23 protein-coding genes are annotated in these 21,624 nt (G+C 57.7%); 12 read left to right on the top strand and 11 right to left on the bottom strand.

Going from position 1 to position 21,624, the window contains the following annotated elements; genetic code table 11:
• Positions 1 to 31 precede the first annotated feature (31 nt).
• The 3 genes from K7A42_RS16560 to sppA all read right to left on the bottom strand — a co-directional run bounded on the left by K7A42_RS16560 (position 32) and on the right by sppA (position 1,719).
• Positions 32 to 373 carry a LapA family protein gene (locus K7A42_RS16560; protein ID WP_004439562.1) on the bottom strand — a complete coding sequence of 114 codons (342 nt, stop codon included), beginning with the start codon at positions 371 to 373 and terminating at the stop codon, positions 32 to 34.
• Positions 374 to 436: 63 nt separating this feature from the next.
• Positions 437 to 763, bottom strand: a complete 327-nt coding sequence (locus K7A42_RS16555; protein ID WP_219256707.1) for an integration host factor subunit beta — start codon at positions 761 to 763, stop codon at positions 437 to 439.
• 2 nt (positions 764 to 765) lie between these two features.
• Positions 766 to 1,719 carry a signal peptide peptidase SppA gene (gene sppA / locus K7A42_RS16550; protein WP_037089595.1) on the bottom strand — a complete coding sequence of 318 codons (954 nt, stop codon included), beginning with the start codon at positions 1,717 to 1,719 and terminating at the stop codon, positions 766 to 768.
• A gap of 234 nt (positions 1,720 to 1,953) precedes the next feature.
• Here sppA and lptC point away from each other — a divergent pair, with 234 nt between their 5' ends.
• From lptC to ptsN, 6 genes are all read left to right on the top strand, one after another.
• The gene (gene lptC / locus K7A42_RS16545) at positions 1,954 to 2,619 is read left to right on the top strand and encodes an LPS export ABC transporter periplasmic protein LptC (protein WP_006698894.1); all 666 of its coding nucleotides are present in this window, start codon (positions 1,954 to 1,956) and stop codon (positions 2,617 to 2,619) included.
• 13 nt (positions 2,620 to 2,632) lie between these two features.
• Positions 2,633 to 3,196 carry an LptA/OstA family protein gene (locus K7A42_RS16540; protein ID WP_004439544.1) on the top strand — a complete coding sequence of 188 codons (564 nt, stop codon included), beginning with the start codon at positions 2,633 to 2,635 and terminating at the stop codon, positions 3,194 to 3,196.
• 9 nt (positions 3,197 to 3,205) lie between these two features.
• Complete coding sequence (gene lptB, locus K7A42_RS16535; protein WP_006698893.1) at positions 3,206 to 4,015, top strand: LPS export ABC transporter ATP-binding protein; 810 nt, start codon at positions 3,206 to 3,208, stop codon at positions 4,013 to 4,015.
• 153 nt (positions 4,016 to 4,168) lie between these two features.
• The gene (rpoN, locus tag K7A42_RS16530; protein ID WP_072493870.1) at positions 4,169 to 5,719 is read left to right on the top strand and encodes an RNA polymerase factor sigma-54; all 1,551 of its coding nucleotides are present in this window, start codon (positions 4,169 to 4,171) and stop codon (positions 5,717 to 5,719) included.
• Positions 5,720 to 5,953: 234 nt separating this feature from the next.
• Complete coding sequence (gene hpf, locus K7A42_RS16525) at positions 5,954 to 6,526, top strand: ribosome hibernation-promoting factor, HPF/YfiA family (protein ID WP_003520085.1); 573 nt, start codon at positions 5,954 to 5,956, stop codon at positions 6,524 to 6,526.
• Positions 6,527 to 6,608: 82 nt separating this feature from the next.
• Complete coding sequence (gene ptsN / locus K7A42_RS16520; RefSeq protein ID WP_004439537.1) at positions 6,609 to 7,070, top strand: PTS IIA-like nitrogen regulatory protein PtsN; 462 nt, start codon at positions 6,609 to 6,611, stop codon at positions 7,068 to 7,070.
• 82 nt (positions 7,071 to 7,152) lie between these two features.
• On the opposite strand, the gene grpE is transcribed toward ptsN, so the two are convergent.
• Both grpE and hrcA read right to left on the bottom strand, forming a co-directional pair.
• Complete coding sequence (gene grpE, locus K7A42_RS16515) at positions 7,153 to 7,788, bottom strand: nucleotide exchange factor GrpE (RefSeq protein ID WP_022555501.1); 636 nt, start codon at positions 7,786 to 7,788, stop codon at positions 7,153 to 7,155.
• A 112-nt stretch (positions 7,789 to 7,900) separates the two neighbouring features.
• Positions 7,901 to 8,992, bottom strand: coding sequence for a heat-inducible transcriptional repressor HrcA (gene hrcA, locus K7A42_RS16510; protein ID WP_004439533.1), 1,092 nt, complete (start codon positions 8,990 to 8,992; stop codon positions 7,901 to 7,903).
• A gap of 136 nt (positions 8,993 to 9,128) precedes the next feature.
• Here hrcA and rph point away from each other — a divergent pair, with 136 nt between their 5' ends.
• From rph to hemW, 3 genes are read left to right on the top strand one after another with little or no spacing between them, the layout of a single operon-like run.
• Entirely contained in the window at positions 9,129 to 9,845 is a 717-nt protein-coding gene (gene rph, locus K7A42_RS16505) for a ribonuclease PH (RefSeq protein WP_107339947.1), read from the top strand.
• 17 nt (positions 9,846 to 9,862) lie between these two features.
• Positions 9,863 to 10,507 (top strand): RdgB/HAM1 family non-canonical purine NTP pyrophosphatase, encoded by a 645-nt coding sequence (gene rdgB, locus K7A42_RS16500; protein WP_004439530.1) that lies wholly within the window; start codon positions 9,863 to 9,865, stop codon positions 10,505 to 10,507.
• 5 nt (positions 10,508 to 10,512) lie between these two features.
• The gene (gene hemW / locus K7A42_RS16495; protein ID WP_035206815.1) at positions 10,513 to 11,712 is read left to right on the top strand and encodes a radical SAM family heme chaperone HemW; all 1,200 of its coding nucleotides are present in this window, start codon (positions 10,513 to 10,515) and stop codon (positions 11,710 to 11,712) included.
• Between the two features lie 68 nt (positions 11,713 to 11,780).
• On the opposite strand, the gene dnaA is transcribed toward hemW, so the two are convergent.
• From dnaA to mutM, 4 genes are all read right to left on the bottom strand, one after another.
• The gene (dnaA, locus tag K7A42_RS16490; RefSeq protein WP_006699682.1) at positions 11,781 to 13,244 is read right to left on the bottom strand and encodes a chromosomal replication initiator protein DnaA; all 1,464 of its coding nucleotides are present in this window, start codon (positions 13,242 to 13,244) and stop codon (positions 11,781 to 11,783) included.
• Between the two features lie 865 nt (positions 13,245 to 14,109).
• A complete protein-coding gene (gene rpsT, locus K7A42_RS16485) occupies positions 14,110 to 14,376 on the bottom strand; it encodes a 30S ribosomal protein S20 (protein WP_004439523.1) in 267 nt (88 codons plus the stop codon).
• A 195-nt stretch (positions 14,377 to 14,571) separates the two neighbouring features.
• On the bottom strand, positions 14,572 to 15,345 hold the full coding sequence (locus K7A42_RS16480) for an enoyl-CoA hydratase (protein ID WP_004439522.1): 774 nt from the start codon (positions 15,343 to 15,345) through the stop codon (positions 14,572 to 14,574).
• Between the two features lie 27 nt (positions 15,346 to 15,372).
• Positions 15,373 to 16,269 (bottom strand): bifunctional DNA-formamidopyrimidine glycosylase/DNA-(apurinic or apyrimidinic site) lyase, encoded by an 897-nt coding sequence (gene mutM, locus K7A42_RS16475; protein ID WP_282455566.1) that lies wholly within the window; start codon positions 16,267 to 16,269, stop codon positions 15,373 to 15,375.
• 143 nt (positions 16,270 to 16,412) lie between these two features.
• On the opposite strand from mutM, the gene ubiE reads away from it, so the two are divergent.
• From ubiE to K7A42_RS16460, 3 genes are all read left to right on the top strand, one after another.
• Positions 16,413 to 17,189, top strand: coding sequence for a bifunctional demethylmenaquinone methyltransferase/2-methoxy-6-polyprenyl-1,4-benzoquinol methylase UbiE (gene ubiE, locus K7A42_RS16470; protein ID WP_077986581.1), 777 nt, complete (start codon positions 16,413 to 16,415; stop codon positions 17,187 to 17,189).
• A gap of 36 nt (positions 17,190 to 17,225) precedes the next feature.
• Positions 17,226 to 18,800, top strand: a complete 1,575-nt coding sequence (gene ubiB, locus K7A42_RS16465; RefSeq protein ID WP_282455565.1) for a 2-polyprenylphenol 6-hydroxylase — start codon at positions 17,226 to 17,228, stop codon at positions 18,798 to 18,800.
• A gap of 161 nt (positions 18,801 to 18,961) precedes the next feature.
• Positions 18,962 to 19,876 carry a sterol desaturase family protein gene (locus tag K7A42_RS16460; RefSeq protein WP_282455564.1) on the top strand — a complete coding sequence of 305 codons (915 nt, stop codon included), beginning with the start codon at positions 18,962 to 18,964 and terminating at the stop codon, positions 19,874 to 19,876.
• An 8-nt stretch (positions 19,877 to 19,884) separates the two neighbouring features.
• Here the strand turns inward: K7A42_RS16460 and K7A42_RS16455 are convergent, their stop codons facing one another.
• Positions 19,885 to 20,259 carry an MmcQ/YjbR family DNA-binding protein gene (locus tag K7A42_RS16455; protein WP_004439515.1) on the bottom strand — a complete coding sequence of 125 codons (375 nt, stop codon included), beginning with the start codon at positions 20,257 to 20,259 and terminating at the stop codon, positions 19,885 to 19,887.
• Entirely contained in the window at positions 20,256 to 21,461 is a 1,206-nt protein-coding gene (gene coaBC, locus K7A42_RS16450) for a bifunctional phosphopantothenoylcysteine decarboxylase/phosphopantothenate--cysteine ligase CoaBC (RefSeq protein WP_282455563.1), read from the bottom strand. Before coaBC ends, K7A42_RS16455 begins: the two co-directional genes overlap by 4 nt.
• Between the last annotated feature and the right edge of the window lie 163 nt (positions 21,462 to 21,624).

Raw genomic sequence — 21,624 nt, 5'->3', positions numbered from 1 at the left:
TCGACTAGAGCCGGGACCAATGCTGGCGCCATCACTTTGCCGGGAGTTGTCCCGCCTGTGGAAGCTGGCCAGCCGCGGCAGCCTTTTGACGGTTGGCCTCGTCGTGCCAGCGAACGGCTTCCTTCGCCTCGATACGGGCGCGTTTGCGATGTTTGCCCTGAGCGAACCAGGTGGCCGCAGACCCCAGCAGCACACCAAAAATGACCGCCAGAAACAGGAAAACGAAAAATGGCGCGGTGAAGGACAGAACGCCGTCTTCCGGTCGGAAGGGGTTGAGCGCCAACGTCACGGACTGACGATTGGCGACACACAGGATGACGAGGATGATCGCCAGCGGAAGCAGGATGATGAGGTTGATGATTTTTTTTGACATCCGAAAATACTCCATCGCCGCGAGGAAGGCCGGCTCCGTTTCAGTCGCCGGCGTCAAGAACGATCAATCGTCCTCTTCGTCACCCATTCCGGGGTTCAGGCGTTCACGCAGTTCCTTACCCGTCTTGAAGAAGGGCACCCATTTTTCCTCGACGAAAACCGATTCACCCGTGCGCGGGTTCCGGCCCGAGCGCGACGGACGGTTTTTCACCGAAAACGCGCCAAAACCGCGGAGCTCAACACGATTGCCTGCCGCCAGAGCGTCGGTGATTTCATCCAGCACCGCATTGACGATGTTTTCCACGTCACGGTGATAAAGGTGCGGGTTACGCGCAGCAACGATCTGCACCAGTTCAGATTTGATCACGGTTGCCCCCTGAAAGAATTGGATTTTTAACGCGGCTCAACCTGCCAAACGGAAACAAGACCGTCAAGAAACAACTTGTCCGTACCGAGCTGGCCAGGCCCTGCGAAGGGAATTAAATCGTCATATCCCAGAAACTTCGCTATTTGCGCAACACTGAAAAGCGCGAAAGGCGAATTGGAGGACGGCGCACGCCATTCGACAATCGGCAAATCCTTTGCCACACCGCGGGTTTCGAAATAAGCGCGAATTTCCTTTTCGCCGCCGAGCGTGTCGACCAGCCTGTTGGCAAGAGCCTGACGGCCGGTATAGATCGATCCATCAGCCAGTTTCAGCACATCCTCGCGTGGCAGTTTGCGGCGATCTGCCACAAGGTCCACAAACCAGCCATAGCTGTCCATTACCATGGCGCGGATCATCGTCTTTGCTTCTTCCGGCGCCTCGTGGAACGGTGAAGGCTCCGCCTTCATCGGCGACGACTTGATTTCCTGCAACGAGACGCCGAGCTTGTCCATCAACTGGCCAAGTTGGGGATATTGGAAGATCACGCCGATCGAACCGGTGATCGAGGTTTCGCCGGCAACGATGACATCGCCCGCCGATGCGATCATGTAACCTGCGGAGGCAGCGAGCGTGCGCACATCCGAAACGACCGGCTTCTTTTCTGCGACCCCTCGAATGGCCTTAAAGATGCGCTCACCGCCATAGGTGGTGCCGCCTGGCGAAGAAATCGACACGATCAGTCCTTTGACATTGTCGCTCTTGGCGATCCTGTCGAGCCGCTCGAGAAGTTCGGTATTGTCGGTGATCAGGCCAGAGACCTCGACGCGGGCAATATGGGGCTTCGCACTCTGCTGCGGTCCATCCCAGAAAAAACGGTAGAGGCCGAAGAAACCGGCAACGAGCAGAAGAACGGCGGCAATCCGCCAGAAAGTCAGCTTGCGGCGCAACCGCCTGCGATCCGCTATCGCCATATTGTCCATAAAAACCTCTGTCATCCGCTCTTGCGCTTCAGGCCATATGGTTCTTCTAACGCGAAGCCGCAAGGAAACAATAAGGAAACCAGAATTACGATAAAATTCGCATTTCCCTTGCACCTTTCCAGACAAAAACCATATTGGCAGGACAAAGCACTCGTGCCAAAGACATTTAGATAGAGACACAAGCTTCAATTGTGCGCCTGAAAGGCGCCGGAGAAGCATTCCGGACCCGCTCTTATGCTCGAAAGACTCCGCGAACCCGCGCCAGCATTTCCGCTGCCCAATGACCAGAACGGCGCTTACGGGCGTGCGCTCCGGCATTCAGCGCGTGTGAAACGGCTGAAAATCATTCTGCCGCTCGGGGCGGCAATCGTTTCGCTTGCCTTCATCGCTGTCTCGGTTATCCGAACCTGGGCGCCTGAAGAAGTCTCCCTCGAAAGCGCGAGGATAGAAGACGGCAAGATCGTGATGGAAAAACCTGCCGTTGCGGGCCGCAACGAGAAGGGAATCGATTACTCCATGAACGCCGACCGCGCGTTGCAGGACATTGCCAACCCCAATCTGATGACGCTCGAAAAGGTTCTGGCGGCGGTTCCGGTAAACGACAGTGTCGCGCAGGTGATCGCCCAGGAAGGCATTTTCGACCGCGCCACGAACAAACTAAAGATGACCGCCCCTTTTGACATCAATCTCAGCAATGGCATACAAGCGAAATTCCAGTCTGCGGAAGTCGATCTGAAGGCCGGGAAAATGAGCAGCCAGCAGCCGGTTTCAATCAAAACAAACGACGGCTCGATTGTTGCGCAATCGATTGACATCGCCGATAATGGCAAGACAATTACATTTTCGGGGCAGGTACGGGCACGTATCGCTGCATCCAATATCAAAAATGAAGGCAAGTGAGAGCCCGGTCCAGATGATGCAAATTTCCCGTCCCGTTTTCCTTGGCAAATCCGCAGGCTTAACAGCCGCAGGTCTTGTTTTTTCGTGTCTTGCAACTGTGGCTTTCGCCCAGAACACCACCAGCAACATGCAGGGCGTCAAGCTTTCCGGCGATCAGCCGATTGCGATTGAAAGTGACCAGCTCGAGATTCGCGATCAGGAGCGCAAGGCATATTTTACCGGCAACGTGAAGGTTGTGCAGGGAACGACCACCCTGCAGGCCGGCAAGATGACGGTGAATTACAAGGGCGAGGGTTCCTCGCTCACCAGTGGCGACGCCAACATCGAAAAAATCTTCGTGGACAATAATGTCTATCTGACGTCCGAGACCCAGAAGGCGACGGCCGATCACGGCGAATTCGACATGGCGGCGCAGACCTTCATTCTGACGGGCAAGCAGGTCGTGCTGTCCGAAGGTACCAATGTCTTCACCGGCTGCAAGCTCACTGTTCTGATGAATACGGGACAGGCCAAGCTCGAAAGCTGCGGCGGTCCTGTCCGGATCATGCTCGATCCGAAATCGCAGAAGAAACAGTAGTCTTTCCTCGTGAAGATACCCTCGATCTCAAAAATATTCGGCGGCGGGCGCCACCGATCCGCGGACTCCGCCTCACCGGCGGACAAGACCCCCTATCAGGGCACGCTGATCGCGCATGGTTTGACCAAGACCTATAATACGCGTCGCGTGGTCAACGGTGTTTCGCTGGTCGTTCGTCGCGGCGAGGCTGTGGGCCTGCTCGGGCCGAACGGCGCCGGCAAAACCACCTGTTTTTATATGATCACGGGCCTGGTTCCGGTCGATACCGGCAAGATCGCCATCAACGGAAACGATGTCACCACCATGCCGATGTATCGGCGCGCGCGTCTAGGCGTCGGTTATCTGCCGCAGGAAGCCTCGATCTTCCGCGGGTTGACCGTGGAGGAGAACATCCGCGCCGTGCTGGAAGTGCATGAGCCGGACGCAGCCAAGCGCAACCGCAAGCTCGATGAGCTGCTGGAAGAATTCCATATCGCGCAACTGCGCAAGTCGCCCGCCGTGGCGCTTTCGGGTGGCGAGCGCCGCCGTCTGGAAATCGCACGCGCGCTTGCGACAGATCCGACCTTCATGCTGCTCGACGAGCCCTTCGCAGGCGTCGATCCGATTTCGGTCAGCGACATCCAGAATCTGGTAAGGCATCTGACAGCGCGCGGCATCGGCGTTCTCGTCACTGATCATAATGTCCGAGAAACGCTTGGCCTCATCGACCGCGCTTACATCATCCATGCAGGCGAGGTGCTGACGCATGGACGTCCCGACGATATCGTCAACAATCCGGATGTGCGTCGCCTCTATCTCGGCAATAATTTCAGCCTGTAAGCTGTAGGGCGCGAAAGATTTTTCATCGCGCCCTGCCCTGACGCTTGACCAAACAAAATAAAAAAGCAATTTTTGGGCCAAGTTCTGTCGTCTCGGTAAAATTTCTGGAAAATCTGGCGACGGAGAAGCTGTAAAGGGAGTTTCGCGTTCGCCATGGCATTGTCTGCCAGCCTTTTGCTGCGTCAAAACCAGTCTCTCGTGATGACACCGCAACTGATGCAGTCCATCCAGCTGCTTCAGATGACGCATTTTGAGTTGACGCAGTTTATCGCGCAGGAGGTGGAACGTAATCCGCTGCTGGAAATTGCGGCAAACGATGGCGATTTGAGCAATGACATGCCGGCGGAAGCCGACAATTTCGGCGACAGCGATGGTGACGGCGCGGGAAAATCCCCCAGCGTGACCGCGGATAGTGAAGACTGGTACGGGGATCGCGCCGCCAATCTTGGCGAGCAACTCGACACGAGCTTCGAAAACGTCTTTCCCGACGATGGCGAGCCGAGAAAGGCCGATGCGCCCGAACTGGCGAGCCAGTGGAAATCGATGCCGGGGCAGGAATCCGGCGAAAGTTACGATCTCGATGACTTCGTCGCTGCAAAACAGAGCCTGGGCGACCATCTCAGTCAGCAATTGCCGCTCTCCATCTCTTCCCCCGAAGACAGGATGATCGCCGATGTGCTTATCGGCCAACTCGATGAGACCGGCTATATCGCCGCAGACGCTGTCGACGAGGTCGCCGAGCGGCTGGGAGCGGCTCCTTCGACTGTCGAGCGGGTCTTGAAGACACTCCAGGGCTTCGATCCTCCCGGCGTATTTTCACGTTCACTGAGCGAGTGTCTGGCGATCCAGCTCGCGCAGAAGGACCGGCTCGACCCGGCCATGCGGGCTTTCATCGACAATCTCGAGCTTCTGGCGAAGCGGGATTTCGCCTCCTTAAAGAAACTCTGTGGGGTCGATGAGGAAGACCTGCTCGACATGCTGGCGGAAATCCGCACGCTCAATCCACGCCCCGGTGCAGGCTACGATTCAGCGGTTTCGGAGACCATCGTTCCCGACATCATCGTTCGTCCCTCCTCTTCCGGCGGCTGGCTGGTGGAAATCAATCCCGAGACCCTGCCACGCGTGCTCATCAACCAGAGCTATTTCGCCGAAGTCTCGAAACACAAGGCTCGCGCAGGAGAGGACCAGGACTTTCTGGCTGAATGCATGCAGACCGCCCATTGGCTGACCCGCAGCCTCGACCAGCGCGCCCGGACGATCATGAAGGTTGCGACGGAGATCGTGCGTCAGCAGGATGCCTTTCTCCTCAATGGCGTGGATCACCTGCGGCCGCTGAACCTGAAGACGGTTGCGGACGCCATCAAGATGCACGAATCCACCGTCAGCCGCGTGACATCAAAGAAATACATGCTGACGCCACGCGGGCTGTTCGAGCTCAAATATTTCTTCAGCGTATCGATCAGCGCTGTGGAAGGCGGTGACAGCCACTCAGCGGAAGCAGTTCGTCACCGCATCAAGGCCATGATTGCGCAGGAAGCGGCTGATGCGGTGCTTTCCGACGACGATATCGTAGACAATCTAAAGAAGAACGGTATCGATCTCGCCCGCCGCACCGTCGCCAAATATCGGGAGGCGATGAACATCCCCTCCTCCGTGCAGAGACGCCGGGAAAAGAAGGCTCTTGCCAGGTTGTCCGCCTTCTGAGCGATGAACCCGATCACGTTTATGGCGGTTTTTTGCCGCACCATTGACTCTTGTCGCGGCAAGGGCTAGAAGCCCGCCGCACACGTAAGCAAGGTCATTTGTAACGGATTCATCTCCACCGTCCATGGGCGTAAAATTCGAATGAGGGCTTTTTAAGGTCTTCGAAACGCTTGGATGCGCGCGCGGCTTGACGTAAGCTGGTACTCGCAAATCACTACAAAAAGGAAAATTTCCATGAGTGTGCGTGTATCTGGTAAACATATGGAGATCGGTGAATCTTTCCGTCAGCGGATTGAGGACAATATAGGTCTGGCGGTTACCAAATACTTCGATGGGGGGTATTCAGGCCAAGTGACCGTAGAGAAGTCCGGATCGCGTTTTGCGGCCGATTGCAAGCTGCATCTCGATACGGGCGTTGTATTGCATGCGGCGGGTCAGGCGAATGATCCGCAAGCGAGCTTCGATGCCGCCGCCGAGCGGATCGAAAAGCGCCTGCGTCGCTACAAGCGCAAGCTCAAGGACCATCACAATGGTGCGAACGGCGTGTCGCAGGAAATCGCCTATACGGTGATGGATGCTATTCCCGATGAGGACCACGAGGTCCCCGAAGATTACGCACCCACCATTGTGGCCGAGAGTTCGAAACAGATTAAGACCATGTCTGTTGCCAGTGCCGTGATGGCGCTCGACATGACCGACGAACCGGTTCTGCTGTTCCGCAGCCCGGGCAAGGAATATCTCAACATCGTCTACCGGCGTCACGACGGCAATATTGGCTGGATCGACGCGGAAACGATCAAGAGCTGAACAGTCTGACAAGACGTGGAAGGCAGAACGCGAAAGTGCATCTGCCTTCCGCCTCGTCTCGATGGCATGAAGGAAAAAGAGAATGGCGTTGGCAGATTTGCTGCAACAAGATGCGATTATTCCCGCCCTCAAGGTGAATTCCAAAAAGCAGCTGCTTCAGGAGCTGGCCGCAAAGGCAGCCAGAATTACCGGAGTCTCGGAACGGGAAGTGTTCGACGTCATCCTCCAGCGTGAAAAGCTCGGTTCCACCGGTGTGGGGCACGGCATTGCCATTCCCCATGGCAAGCTCAACAGCATCCAGCAGATCACCGGTGTTTTCGCACGTCTTGAAACGCCGGTCGATTTCGAAGCGCTGGACGATCAGCCTGTTGATCTGGTTTTCCTGCTGCTGGCGCCAGAAGGTGCCGGCGCCGACCATCTGAAGGCACTTTCACGCATTGCGCGTGCCCTGCGCGACCCTGAACTGGTGGCCAAGCTGCGGGCTACAGATTCCGATACGGCGATCTACGCCTTCCTTAATCAGGAACAGGCAACGGCTGCCTGACGGCAGGCCTTCCTTTCCCAGTTAATGGTAATAAAAAACGCGCCCTGAAGGCGCGTTTTTCGTTACGTCGGCACAGATGGCCTCAAGCGTCTTTTTCATTGACCGACGCGGTGCCCGGTTCGGCCGAGGCAGCGGTTTCCGCCTTCGGGCCGCCCTTGGAGACACCGACCATGGCGGGGCGCAGAACGCGGTCGCCAATGGTGAAACCGGCCTGAATTACCTGCAATACGGTATTGTTGGGAACCGTCGTGTTGGGAATTTCAAACATGGCCTGATGGAAATTCGGGTCGAACTTCTGGCCTTCGGCATCGATCTTCTTCACGCCATGGCGTTCCAGCGTCGACAGCATCGAGCGCTCGGTCATTTCGACACCTTCAATCAAGCCGTTCAGACCGGCTTCGCCATTGGTCTTGAGCTCAGCGGGAATGGCCTCGAGAGCGCGGCGAAGATTGTCTGAAACCGCCAGCATGTCGCGGGCAAAAGCGGCCATGGAATAGGTCTTGGCATCTTTTACGTCGCGTTCCGTGCGACGACGAAGATTGTCCATTTCCGCGGCAAGGCGCAGGAACTTGTCGCGCAGGTCGGCATTTTCCGCCTTGAGCGCTTCGACCGGATCAGGCTCCGCCGTTTCAGCCTGTTCTTCGCCTGCCTGAACAGGTTCGACAAACTCTTCCGCGACGTCCGCGTCAGGTCCGGGCTTTTTTGTATCGTCGGTCATGACGTTCTCCAGATTAGACTGTTAGTGGTTGCGCCCGATATCGAGCTTTGGCGGGCAAAAATCAAGGCTTGCGGCGAAAAGCTTGCCGCATTCTCCTTCCTTGCCGGCTTGTCTATCTCTGTTTGCGGGAAAGGCGGGCCATGATCTGCGCGGTGTAATCCACCATGGGCACGATACGGGCATAATTCAGCCTGGTGGGCCCGATGACGCCGACCGCACCAACGACACGATTGTCCTCGTCACGATACGGCGCGACGATGAGCGAGGAACCCGACAGCGAAAAGAGCTTGTTTTCCGAACCGATAAAAATCCTCACTCCCGACCCACTTTCCGCGAGGTTGAGGATTTCAATGAGGTTTTCCTTACGCTCCAGATCGTCAAAGAGCAGGCGAACACGATCGATGTCTTCCTCGCCGGCCAGTCCCTCCAGCAGATTGGACCGCCCGCGAACGATGAGACGACCAAGCTTGCCGTCCTCGCTATCGCCCGCCCAGACAGCCAGACCGCGTTCGATGAGATCCTGTGCCAGCTTGCCGAGTTCGGACTGCAGCTCCGCCTGCTGCTTCTGGAACTGGCCGCGCAATTCCTGCAGCGTCTGGCCGGACAGATGGGCATTGATGAAATTCGCAGCCTCGGTCAACTGTGACGAAGAAATGCCAGTCGGTAACTCGATGATGCGATTTTCGACCTGATTATGATCACCCACCAGCACGGCGAGCGCCTTGGTCGGTTCCAGCCTGATGAATTCGACATGCTTGAGCACCACATCGTTCTTGGCCGTCAGCACCAGGCCTGCGCCCCGCGACATCCCGGACAACATGCGGCTCGCCTCCGTCAGCAGCCCTTCCAGCGATTGCTCGTGACCGGCGACCGGCCCGATCTGACGATCGATGCTTGCGCGTTCCTCCGCCGGCAGATCGCCTACCTGCATGAAGGCATCGACGAAAAAGCGCAACCCGGTCTGGGTGGGAAGGCGCCCCGCGCTGATGTGAGGGGAATAGATGAGGCCCAGTTCCTCCAGATCGCTCATGACGTTCCGGACGGAGGCCGGTGAAAGCGACATCGGCAGCAGCCGCGACAGGCTGCGTGAGCCCAACGGTTCGCCGGTATCGAGATAACCTTCGACGATGCGCCGGAAAATTTCCCGCGACCGTTCATCGAGAAGCGATGCCTGATCTTTTGAAAGCGGTGCAGAAAAGCCCATTCGTCCGTTCTTTGTCGTCCATATCCTGTCTGTCATCAATATAATGCGTCGCGCGGCCGCGGCAAAATGGAAATTGGCTTTGCAAAAGCCAGGACCTCGCCTTAGAAGGCAGGGACCAACATGGAGAGTGGATCATATGCGGCCTTCAGGCAGAAAAACCGACCAGATGCGCAGGGTTTCCTTCGAGCGCAATTTCTCGAAACATGCCGAAGGCTCCTGTCTCGTGAAATTCGGCGACACGCATGTGCTCGTCACCGCAAGCCTCGAAGAAAAGACGCCGCCGTGGCTGCGCAACAGCGGCAAGGGCTGGGTTACCGCAGAATATGGCATGCTGCCGCGCTCCACCCATGAACGCATGAAGCGCGAAGCTGCTTCCGGCAAGCAGGGCGGCCGTACGCAGGAAATCCAGCGCCTCATCGGCCGCTCGCTGCGCGCCGTCGTTGACCTGCAGGCGCTCGGCGAACGCCAGATCAGCATCGACTGCGACGTCATCCAGGCCGATGGCGGTACCCGCACCGCCTCCATTACCGGCGCGTGGATCGCGCTGCACGATTGCCTGAAGTGGATGGAAACCCGCAACATGATCAAGGTCGAGAAAGTCCTGAAGGATCATATCGCGGCGATCTCCTGCGGTATATTCGCCAACCAGCCGGTTATCGATCTCGACTATCTCGAAGATTCCTCCGCCGAGACCGATGCGAATTTCGTCATCACCGGCTCGGGCGGCATCGTCGAGGTTCAGGGTACTGCTGAAGGCGCGCCCTTCTCCGAAGAAGAATTCCTGACGCTGCTCGGCCTGGCCAAAGCCGGCTGCAGCGAATTGGTCGCCCTTCAGAAACAGGCCATCGCCTGAGCCGACAGGAAAGCGTGATGCGCAAGCTCGATACCAGAACCATCGTCGTCGCCAGCCACAACAAAGGCAAGATTGCCGAAATTGCCGATCTGATCGGCCCTTTCGGCTTTTCCGCCAAGTCGGCGGCTGAGCTCAACTTCGAAGAGCCGGACGAGACAGGTACGACCTTCGAAGAAAATGCCGCCATCAAGGCGCTTGCCTCTGCTAAGGCATCCGGTCTTCCGGCTTTGTCCGACGATTCCGGTCTGGTTATCGACGCGCTTGACGGTGCGCCCGGTGTCTACACCGCCAATTGGGCGGAGACGGCTGACGGCACACGCGACTTCGCCATGGCGATGCGGAAAGTTGAAGATGCACTGGCCGAGCACGGCGCATCGAAACCGGAAGATCGCACGGCCCGCTTTGTCAGCGTGCTGTGCCTGGCCTGGCCCGACGGTCATGTCGAGTATTTCCGTGGCGAGGTGGAAGGCACTGTCGTCTGGCCACCGCGCGGAACGAGCGGATTTGGCTATGATCCGATCTTCAAACCCGAGGGTTACGACACCACATTCGGTGAGATGACCGCGGACGAAAAACACGGCTGGAAACATGGCGACAGCTTTGCGCTATCGCACCGTGCCCGTGCGTTTAAAAAATTCGTAGAAACCTGCCTGGAGGCATGAACCCGATGGTCGGGGAGCACCAACTTTCTGCCCCCGGCGCATCGCTTCTGCCGGATACGGGCGATCCCGGTTTCGGGATTTATCTGCATTGGCCCTTCTGCGCGGCCAAATGCCCCTATTGCGATTTCAACAGCCATGTCCGCCACCGGCCGGTAGATCAGGAGCGGTTTACGGCTGCCTTCCTGCGTGAAATGGAACATATGCGGTCGTTGAGCGGCCCGCGCGTCGTCACCAGCATCTTCATGGGCGGCGGCACGCCATCGCTGATGGACCCGCAGACAGTCGCAGCACTTCTTGATGGCGTCTCGCGCTTCTGGCATGTGCCGGATGGTATCGAGATCACCATGGAAGCCAATCCTTCGAGCGTCGAGGCAGAGCGGTTTCGCGGTTACCGGGCGGCGGGCGTCAACCGCGTCTCTCTCGGTGTGCAGGCGCTGAATGACCGCGACCTGAAATTCCTCGGACGGCTGCATGATGTCGCTGACGCCCTGAAAGCCATCAGGCTGGCGCGTGAGATTTTCCCGCGTATGTCCTTCGACCTCATCTATGCCCGCCCGAACCAGACGGTGGCCGAATGGGACGCCGAGCTGAAGGAAGCAGTCTCCTATGCCGTTGACCATCTGTCGCTCTATCAGCTGACGATAGAAGAAGGCACGCCCTTCTACGGCCTGCACAAGGCCGGCAAACTCATCGTGCCAGATGGCGAGCATTCGGCCGTGCTTTATGAAGCCACTCAGGAAATCACCGAGCGTTACGGCATGCCGGCCTACGAGGTTTCCAACCATGCCCGGCCCGGTGCTGAAAGTCGCCACAACCTCACCTACTGGCGTTATGGCGATTACGCGGGCATCGGTCCTGGCGCGCATGGGCGTCTGACGCGCGGCTCCTCCAAGCTCGCAACGGCGACCGAACGCCACCCTGAGACCTGGCTGGAAACCGTTGAGCGGGAAGGCCACGGCATGATCGATCAGGAACTCCTCGGCGTCGATGAACAGGCCGACGAATTGCTGCTGATGGGCCTTCGCCTGCGGGAAGGCATCGATCTCGCCCGCTGGAGCGATCTTTCCGGACGCGACCTCGACCCGGAAAAGGAAGAGTTTCTTCTCCAGCACGGCTTTGTGGAGCGGCTCGGAAACTCCCGGCTGCGCTGCACCCCATCGGGCATGCTCATTCTGGACGCCGTCGTCGCCGACCTCGCCTGCTGACACCCGCGCATCCGGCTTTAGTCCTCAAACAAGAAGAGAATAAAAAAGCGGCCCGGAGGCCGCTTTTTTCATGCGTTGTTTTCGTTGATCAGGCGCTTCAGCAGCTCGACCTCATGACCGAGCTTGGTATCGCCGGAGATCAGCTCCTCGATCTTGCGCACCGCATGCAGAACCGTGGTATGGTCACGTCCGCCAAAACGGCGGCCGATCTCCGGGAAAGACCGCGGCGTCAGCATCTTCGCCAGATACATGGCGATCTGGCGTGGCTTGACGATGACTCGGGTGCGGCGGTTGGACACCAGTTCCTGCCGCGACACGTTGTAATGCTTGGCGACGATCCGCTGAATATCCTCAATACGCACGCGCTTGGCCTCGCCCGTGCCGACGAGATGCGACAGTAGTTCATCGACCCGATCGACCGACAGATTCGGTTCGAAAGAGCGCCGGAACATCAGCTGGTTGAACGCACCCTCAAGTTCGCGACCGCTCGCCGTAACGCTTTTGGCGACATGGGTCAGGATTTCGTCCGAAATATCAAAGGAAGGATCTTCCTGACGGGCCGAACCGAGGCGGCGGTTGAGCATTTCATAACGCATGTCGTAATCGGGCCCTTCGATCTCGATGGCCATGCCGCCCTGAAGGCGGGAGCGCACGCGCGGATCGAGCGATTCCAGTTCCCATGGAGCGCGGTCAGCCGCAACCACGACCTGCTTGGCGCTGTCGAGCAGCATGTTCAGCAGGTGGCAGAATTCGTGCTGGATCATCTTGCCCTGCAGAAACTGCATGTCATCGATGACGAGCAGATCGATATTGCGCAGCGTATCCTTCAGCGTCAGAGCGTCATTGTCACGGATCGCGGTTGCGAAACGCCACATGAAATATTCGGCCGTCAGATAAACCACGCGCGGATTGCGCGGGCTGTCGATGGCCGCATTCGCGATGGCCTGCAGAAGATGTGTCTTGCCGAGGCCCACACCCGCATGGATGAACAGCGGATTAAAACGCACGGCACCAGCGCCGGCTTCTGCTATCGTCTTTGCGGCTGCAAGCGCAACACGGTTGGACGAACCTTCCACAAACGTCTCGAAGGTGAAACGCGTATCCAGCGGTGACCCGAACAGCGGACCGGAGCCGCCCTGACGCAGCGTTGCCTGCGCGGCCACGGGCTGCGCAGAAGGCGCCGCCGCGGGCTGCTGCGGGACAAAAGGCTTGTTGCGCTGAACCGCCCCGATTTCCTGAGCGGGCTGTGTCCGTTCCTCAGCCTGGGCCGGGCGCACCGGGCGGCTGGCCGAGCGGACCAGAATCTCCACCTTCAGCACATCCGGATCCTCGCTCTGCACGAGGCTGGTGATCAGGTCCATATAACGGTTATTGATCCAGGACTTCAGAAAGGTCGTCGGAACGGTAAAACGAACGACGCTTTTCGAAACGGAATGGAGTTTCAGCCGTGCAAACCAGCTCGCATAGACTTCCGGACCAACCTGTGCCTTGAGCCGCGCGCTAAAACGTTCAAACAGCGCATCATGCTTCATTGCCGATTTGTCCCCTGCCGCCTCTGAGCAAGCTGCATCACATGCCTTTGGTGCGCGGTCCCCATCAGCCACCGCACCCATCGCCAAATTCAATTGCATATTGCCGCCTTTCAAATTGCCAATCATAGCCTGACGACCAAAATAGATCGCCAGAGATCCCCCTCGTTTATTCCCGCCCTCAGCGTTCCCCTCGAAAGAACGTCAAAGACTATTCTCGTTTGCGAGCCGGTTTCCCATTTCCCTCTCCCTCATGGAGAGGCCTGCGACACGCTCAAAACGCTCCTTTCGCCACAACCTTAAGGCGCATTTTTGAGGACAAAAAGCTCCCGCCCGTTCCGAGACCGAAACGGTACAAAAAGCTCCATGACCTGAAAAAACGGACCTCGAAAGACCCGTCAGCAAGAAGGTGAATATCGTCGATACGAACATCGAGATAATCTGTGGACTGAGATCCGCACCCCTTGTTGGAATGCATTTAGGCAGGATCGTGGGGAGAGATCAATGGCGTTTTTTCTGCAAAAACGTAGATCGGCCATTGACTCGCAATGGCCGTTTTGCATCACCGTCAAGGTTCAAAGCAGAATCGCTTATGAATCAATGAGATTCAATTTTGGCGTTTTTTGAGAGCCTGTTTTGGCAAAAAAATAAAAATCTTCTTGACTCAAAACTTGCCCCGACTTCCGTAGAGCAAGCTTCCCATTTTGGAGAAGACCTCCAGCAAGTATTTGTTTTTGCTTAGTTTTTCCTGTCGTTCAGTTGACACGCATTTGTCACGTTACGGGAGGAATGATTAACAGGCGGTTAGAATCAGAAAAAGCCCGGTCAAAGACCAGGCTTTTTGAATAATTATTTGTAATTAGCCGGATTAGGCGGAAAGAGCCTTCACGCGCTGTGCAAGACGCGACACCTTACGGGATGCCGTGTTGCCATGCAGAACGCCCTTCGTGGCGGCGCGCTGGATCTCGGGCTGAGCTGCCTTCAGAGCTTCGGTAGCGACAGCGAGATCACCGGTAGCGATTGCTTCCTCGACCTTGCGGATGAAGCCGCGAACGCGCGAACGGCGAGCCTTGTTGACTGCGGTACGGCGAGCGATCTTGCGGGTCGCCTTTTTCGCCGAAGTTGTATTGGCCATGTATGCCTCTCTTCGAATTCAAACCAAATTCCGCAACCAGAGGATCGGGTCTTTCGAAGACCTCACGTAACCCAAGAATGCGGGAGTAATTTCGGACAAGCCGGATGGCTTTCCTTAACCGTGGGCGGGCATATACCGCTAAAGCTTACGCCCGTCAACGCGCAAAACGCTCAAAAGCGCCGATATTCCGAATCCTTAGCGATTCCGGAAAGCAGGTTTGCGCTTTTCGACGAAGGCCGCCATGCCCTCCTTCTGATCTGCCGTGGCGAAAAGCGACTGAAAGGACCGTCTTTCATATCGCAGACCTTCCGAAAGCGGCACTTCGAAGGAACGATTGACACTTTCCTTGGCCATGAGCACGGAGGCACGCGACAGCGACGCGATGCGGGTGGCGGCCTCCACCGCCTCGTCCATCAGGTTCGCGGCCGGTACGATTCTCGATACGAGACCGGCGCGCTCGGCTTCCGCCGCATCCATCATGCGGCCAGTCAGAACGAGGTCCATCGCCTTTGCCTTACCCACCGCACGCGTCAGCCGCTGGGAGCCGCCCATGCCTGGAATGACACCCAGCGTGATCTCCGGCTGGCCGAACTTTGCCGTATCGGATGCTATTATGAAGTCGCACATCATGGCGAGTTCGCACCCGCCCCCGAGGGCAAAACCGGAAACGGCGGCGATGACGGGTTTGCGGGTGGCCGCAACCTCGTCCCAGCCGCCAAGAAAATCGCCGACATAGGCATCGACGAAATCCAGCCCCTGCATTTCCTTGATATCGGCACCCGCCGCAAATGCCTTCTCAGAGCCGGTGATAACGACCGCACCGATGGAATCGTCCACGGAAAATGAAGACAGGATGTGTCGCAGCTCTTTCAGAAGCACGGAATTGAGAGCGTTTAGCGCCTTTGGACGATTGAGCGTGATGACCCCTACCTCGTCGCGCTTTTCGACCAATATCGTTTCATAATCCACGGCAGTCTCCCCTTCTCCGTCGTTGGTTCATTTCTGGCAGGCGGCGCAATAAAAGGTGGAGCGGCCAGCCTGCACCACCCTTTCAACCGTACCCCTGCAGCCGGGGGTACGGCAAGGCTGCCCCTCCTGATCGTAGACCGAAAAGGAATGCTGGAAATAACCAAGCGTTCCATCCGTCTGTATGTGGTCGCGCAATGATGAGCCCCCGGCGGCGATGGCATCGGCGATGACGTCGCGGATTTTCTCCGTGAGATCGACAAGCTTCGCTGTGGGCTTGCCGCCTTTCGTTACCAGCGTTCCGGCGGCACGCAGGGGGGAAAGATGGGCGCGCCACAGCGCCTCGCAGACATAGATATTGCCGAGGCCGGCAATAACCTTCTGGTCCAGCAGCGTGCTTTTCAGCGGTTGGCTTTTACCGTCGAACCGGCTCGCGAGATAATCCGCGCTCAGCGTATTGCCTGTTGGCTCCGGGCCAAGTTCCGCAAAGGCGGGATAAAGATCGAGCTTGCTGCGCTCCACCAGATGCATGAAGCCGAAGCGACGCGGATCATTATAGATAATGCAGATGCGCTCTTCGCCTTTATCCAGATGAAAGACGACGTGGTCGTGCTTGCCGTCCTTCGAGCGGGGATGGTGGAACACGCCGGGTATGCTGCCTTCTGCATCGGCCTCCGCTTCCACGCGGAAAGAGCCGGACATGCCGAGATGGGACACGATTGTCAGCCCGTCCTCCAGCTCGATCAGAAGATATTTTGCCCGCCTTCCGAGCGAGATGATTGTCTTCCCCTCGATAAGCTCCGCGAAATCCTCTGGAAACGGAAACCGCAGGTCGGGGCGGCCGAGATGGAGCTTGCGAACCCTTGCCCCTTCCATGGCGGGAGCAAGGCCGCGTCTGACGGTTTCGACTTCTGGCAATTCTGGCATCTGGCTTATCCGGCAGTTTTTCGTTAGGACCATGTGGTCTATAAAGTGCACGCGAAATGTCGCGCCCAGGCGATGCGGCAACAGATAGCGTCGCCATGGCGTTTCCGCTATGGTCCGCCACGCAATAAATATGGAGACAGACGATGACCGACGCCCGTACCACCGCCCAAGGCGGCATGGAAACGTCCTATGGCTTCCACAAGGTGGACGAAGGCCAGAAGCAGGGGATGGTCAACGAGGTCTTCCACAAGGTGGCCAAGCGCTACGATATCATGAACGACGTGATGTCGGCCGGCCTGCACCGGCTGTGGAAGGACGCCATGGTGTCCTCGCTTTCGCCGCGCAAGGATCCCTCCTACAAGGTTCTGGACGTGGCTGGTGGTACCGGGGATATTGCCTTCCGGATCATCGAAGCTTCCAACCGTCTGGCGCATGCCACCGTTCTCGATATCAACGGCTCGATGCTTGCCGTCGGCGAAGAGCGCGCGGCGAAAAAGAAGCTTTCGGACAATTTGACCTTCGTGGAGGCCAATGCCGAGGAACTACCTTTTGAGGCGAACAGCTTCGACGCCTATACGATCGCCTTTGGCATTCGCAATGTTCCGCGCATCAACGTTGCGCTGAAGGAAGCGCACCGTGTGCTGAAGCGCGGCGGGCGGCTTCTGGTGCTGGAGTTTTCCGAAGTTGAGATGCCGCTGCTTGATCGCGTCTACGACGCGTGGTCGTTCAATGCCATTCCGCAATTCGGCAAGATGATCACCGGCGACGCCGAACCCTATCAGTATCTGGTCGAATCGATCCGTAAATTCCCCAATCAGGAGGATTTTGCGACGATGATCCGCACCGCTGGCTTCTCCCGCGTGACCTATACCAATTACACCGGCGGCATCGCCGCCCTGCATTCCGGCTGGAAGCTCTAAGACCATGGCCGGCATAGGCAGGAGACAAGCATAAGCATGAGCACTTTGGGCGCATATTTCCGCCTCGCAAGGGTTGGCTGGGTTCTCGTGCGCGAAGGCGTCGTGCTGGCCCTGCCGTCCGATGACCTGCCCGCTCCCGCGCAGGTGTTAAAAGCCCTGCTGAAGCCATTCGCCCGTAGCAAGGCGAAAAGAGCGCAGCGTAGCGATCGGCTGGCGGTGGCCGTCGAGCGGCTTGGACCGTCCTATGTGAAGATGGGTCAGTTTCTGGCCACCCGTCCGGATGTGGTGGGCGCGGAGTTCGCGGACGATCTCGCAAGCCTTCAGGACCGCATGGCCTTTTTCCCAGCCGCAGCCGCCAAAGCGAATATCGAGGGATCGCTCGGACGGCTGGTTTCGGAACTCTACAGGGAATTTGGCGACCCGATCGCCGCCGCCTCCATCGCCCAGGTCCATCCGGCGATTGTGGATACGCCAAAGGGGCCACGCAAGGTTGCCGTGAAGGTGATCCGTCCCGGCGTGCGACAACGCTTCCAGAACGATCTCGAGGCGATGTATCTGATCGCCGACCTGCAACAGCGCTTTGTCCGCTCGGCCCGTCGTCTGCGCCCGGTCGAAGTGACGCGCACGCTGGAGCAGACCACCAAGATCGAGATGGATCTGCGGCTTGAGGCCGCCGCCCTTTCCGAGCTTGCGGAAAACACCAGGCAAGATCCCGGTTTTCGTGTTCCCGAAGTCGACTGGGAACGCACCGGTCGTGACGTCGTCACCATGGAGTGGATCGACGGCGTCAAGATGTCGGACATTGAAGGCCTGAAGGCCGCCGGTCACGACCTGAACAAGCTCGCCGACACACTGATTCAGTCCTTCCTGCGGCACACCCTGCGCGACGGTTTTTTCCATGCCGACATGCATCCCGGCAATCTTTTCGTCGATCCGCAGGGCATGATAGTCGCGGTCGATATGGGCATCGCCGGACGGCTCGGGAAAAAGGAGCGGCGGTTTCTCGCTGAAATCCTCTACGGCTTCATCACGCGCGATTACATGCGGGTGGCGGAAGTACATTTCGAGGCCGGTTACGTGCCGGGCCATCACGACATAGCGAGTTTCGCGCAGGCGATCCGCGCCATCGGCGAGCCAATTCACGGCCAGCCGGCCGAGACGATCTCCATGGGCAAGCTCCTGACCCTTCTCTTTGAAGTCACTGAGCTTTTCGACATGGAAACCCGGCCGGAACTCGTGATGCTGCAAAAGACGATGGTGGTGGTGGAAGGCGTGTCGCGTATGCTCAATCCGCGCTTCAACATGTGGAAGGCGGCTGACCCTGTTGTCAGTGGCTGGATAAGGGACAATCTTGGCCCGAAACGTATCGTAACCGATCTGAAAGACGGCGTGAAGGCCGCCCTGAAGCTCGCCGAGGCAGCGCCGGAGATCGCCGCCAAGACGGAGAAGCTGCATTCCGAACTGATGTATATGAGCGAGCACGGCTTGCGTTTCGACGCCCAGACCGCAGAAGCCATCGGCAGGGCAGAAGCGCGCCATACCAGATGGGGGCGGATAGCGCTGTGGGTTATTGCGCTGACGCTTGTCTTTATTGCCATCAAGGTAAGCTGAACATCTCGGCACGTTTTCGTGCCATGTTTGTGTAACGTCTCGAGGTAATAAAGACCTGGCCTTTCCTCGGGTCAGGCAGTTGTGCGGGTAAAGGGCTGCTTTGAAGCCGCGATAGTGCGCGGGTGTTAGAGACGGATGATGCCGGTCGGGATTTGATTGTGATGGCTAAAGCGCAGATACTGAAACAGACCCTCTCCTATTCCTCCTGGCCACTCGTCTTTGTTGGCGGCCTCGTGGGGTCATATTTCGCCTTCTCGAGCAGCCATCCGATCGCGGCGTTTCTCAGTGTCTATGCCTGCGCGGTTATCACTCTCTTTCTTCTCGAACGCTATATTCCCTATGAAGTAGAATGGCTCGAAGGGGATGGCGAGACAATGACGAGCATCGGCCACACGCTTTTGACCAAGGGGCTGGTGCAACTTGCCGCCGCAGCATCGGCCATCTTCCCGATGCTGGCCGCGAACGTGCTCCAGCCGCTCGCGGCAATGCGCTTTGACCTGTGGTCATCGCATCTGCCAATGGTGGTGCAGGTCTCGCTTGCGGTAACGATTGCCGAATTCGGTCTCTACTGGGCCCATCGCATCGCGCATGAAACCGTTTTTTTCTGGCGGTTCCATGCCCTGCATCACAGCGTCGTACGGCTATGGGTCGTTAATACCGGGCGGTTCCATGTGGCCGATTCCCTATTCAAGATCGCGCTCAGCCAGATTCCGCTTTATTTCATGGGGGCGCCGCTGCAGGTGTTCTGGTGGCTGGGTGCTGTGACCGCATTCATCGGTATCTTGACCCATTGCAATGTCGACATGAAAACGGGTGTGCTCGACTATGTCTTCAGCACGCCGCGCCTACATCGTTGGCACCATTCAAAACAGCTTCCGGAAGGCAATACCAATTACGGCGAAAACCTCGTCATCTTCGATATTCTCTTTGGCTCCTACCATAACCCTGACCGACCCTCATCAACTGATATCGGCATCAAGGGTGAGATCGCCAAGGGGTTTTTGCCACAGCTCGTGCAGCCCTTCACCAAAGAAGGCGTCCGCCAGATCATCGGCAAAGACAAAAAGGTCAATTGAAGCGGAAATTATAGGGCGGGTGCGGGATCGATCACGATGCCCAGCTCGCCTCGCAGTTTTTTTGTCAGGCCGGCTGCCACAAGCTCATAGGAGCGGCGAACATAGTGCTCCACTTCTTCCCGTTCGAGCGGAGAATGATCGGCAATCGATATCCATTTGCGTTTGGCAAAATACGGCGCCTGGGCGATACCTTCGAGCGCAGTGAGGATTTCAAAGCTCTCCTCCGAGCATTTCACCACCAGCCGCCAGTCTTCCCGTTCGCCCAGCACGGCAAAGACCTTGTCGCCCACCTTGGCAACATGCGAATCCCATTGATCGACGAAACGCACGCCCGGCCATTCGCCAAGCATCCTGTCGAATGTCTTGCGATCAAAGATGGTCATGTGAGTTTCTCCGCGACAAAGGCTGCCAGACGTTTTGCCACTTCGGCCTTATCGAGATCCGGCCATGCCTCAACACCCTCAGCCGAAATGATTTTCACGCTGTTGCGGTCTCCACCCATGATTCCGGTTTGCGCCGAGACGTCGTTGGCGACGATGTAATCCGCGCCCTTGCGTTCCAGTTTGGCGCGACCGTTTTTTTCCACGTCCTGCGTTTCGGCAGCGAAGCCCACCACTAGCTTCGGACGGTTTTCATGGTGGCCGACGGTTTTGAGAATATCGGGATTTTCTGTCAGCTGGAGCGCCGGCGGCGCATCACCTGGCTGTTTCTTGATCTTTTGTTCTGATGAACCCGCCACCCGCCAGTCGGCGACGGCGGCAACCATGACGGCGATATCCGACGGCAGCCTTGAGATCACCGCGTCCCGCATTTCTTCGGCGCGCTCGACATGGATTACCGTCACACCGGCGGGATCAGCAATGGTCACCGGCCCGGAAACCAGCGTTACGTCTGCACCGAGTTCCGCGAGAGCCGCTGCAATCGCATGGCCCTGCTTGCCCGATGAACGGTTGGCGATGTAGCGCACGGGATCGATCGGCTCATGCGTAGGGCCGGAGGTCACGATCGCCGTCTTGCCCTTCAGGGGCTTCGTCTCCCCATCCAGCAGCGCTTCAACGGCTTGGACGATCTGTAAAGGCTCCGCCATTCGGCCGAGACCAGCCTCCCCCTTCTCAGCCATCTCGCCGGCCATTGGTCCGACGAAAAACACACCGTCTTTCTTCAGCGTATCGACATTGCGCATTGTTGGCTTTGCCGACCACATTTTTGGGTTCATCGCCGGCGCAACCAGCACCTTGCGGTCGGTCGCAAGAAGGACCGCCGAAGCTAGATCATCGGCCAAACCATGTGCCATCTTCGCCATGAGATCGGCGGTGGCGGGCGCCACCAGCACGAGATCGCAATCGCGCGCCAGCCTGATATGGCCAACATCCTGCTCGTCCTGCCGTGAAAAAAGCTCCGTGAAAACATGGGTGGCAGACAATGCACCAACGGCGAGCGGGGTGATAAATTCCTGCGCGCCTTTCGTCATGACAGGCGTAACCTTTGCGCCTCGCTCTTTCAGACGGCGGATGAGGTCGAGGCTCTTATAGGCCGCGATGCCGCCTGATATGATGAGGAGAATATGTTTGTCTGAAAGCGCCATGATGCCGGACCAGTTTCCCGTTTCACCGGGAAACTAGAGCATTTTCAGTGAAAACGTAATCACCTTCAATGCTCTAGCTCTTTGTTTTTCCACATTTCTGGACGGAAAGACGCTTGCGCATTTTTCCTGAAATGCTCGGCCCTTGGCATACAAAGTGCAACCC

The sequence above is a fragment of the Agrobacterium sp. InxBP2 genome, from assembly GCF_026191755.1.
Lineage (GTDB): Bacteria > Pseudomonadota > Alphaproteobacteria > Rhizobiales > Rhizobiaceae > Agrobacterium > Agrobacterium pusense.
This window is presented reverse-complemented; position numbering and strand designations above follow the sequence as displayed.